This is a genomic window from Amycolatopsis vastitatis (assembly GCF_002234595.1).
GTDB lineage: Bacteria > Actinomycetota > Actinomycetes > Mycobacteriales > Pseudonocardiaceae > Amycolatopsis > Amycolatopsis vastitatis.
In genome coordinates this window covers 1-215 of sequence record NZ_NMUL01000162.1, presented here as the reverse complement: position 1 = coordinate 215, position 215 = coordinate 1, and the positions used below count along the sequence as shown (strand labels likewise).

Here is a 215-nt window from a genome sequence, read left to right as displayed (position 1 = left end):
AGGCTGTCCCGCTCCGAGGAGCGCGGGGGATCCCGCCGGCGGCGAGCCAAGCCCGCCAAGAAACGGTCGTTCTGGAAGGAACTGCCGATTCTGCTCGTGATCGCCCTGGTGCTCACGATCCTGATCCAGACATTCCTCGCGAAGGTCTTCATGATCCCCTCGGGGTCGATGGAGGCCACGCTGCACGGGTGTCCGGGGTGCACCGGCGACCGGAT

The 215-nt window shown here is 66.5% G+C and carries 1 pseudogene; it reads left to right on the top strand.

The features are described 5' to 3' along the window. Positions 1-3: 3 nt before the first annotated feature. Positions 4-215, top strand: a pseudogene (locus tag CF165_RS49875) (signal peptidase I); the annotation flags it as partial.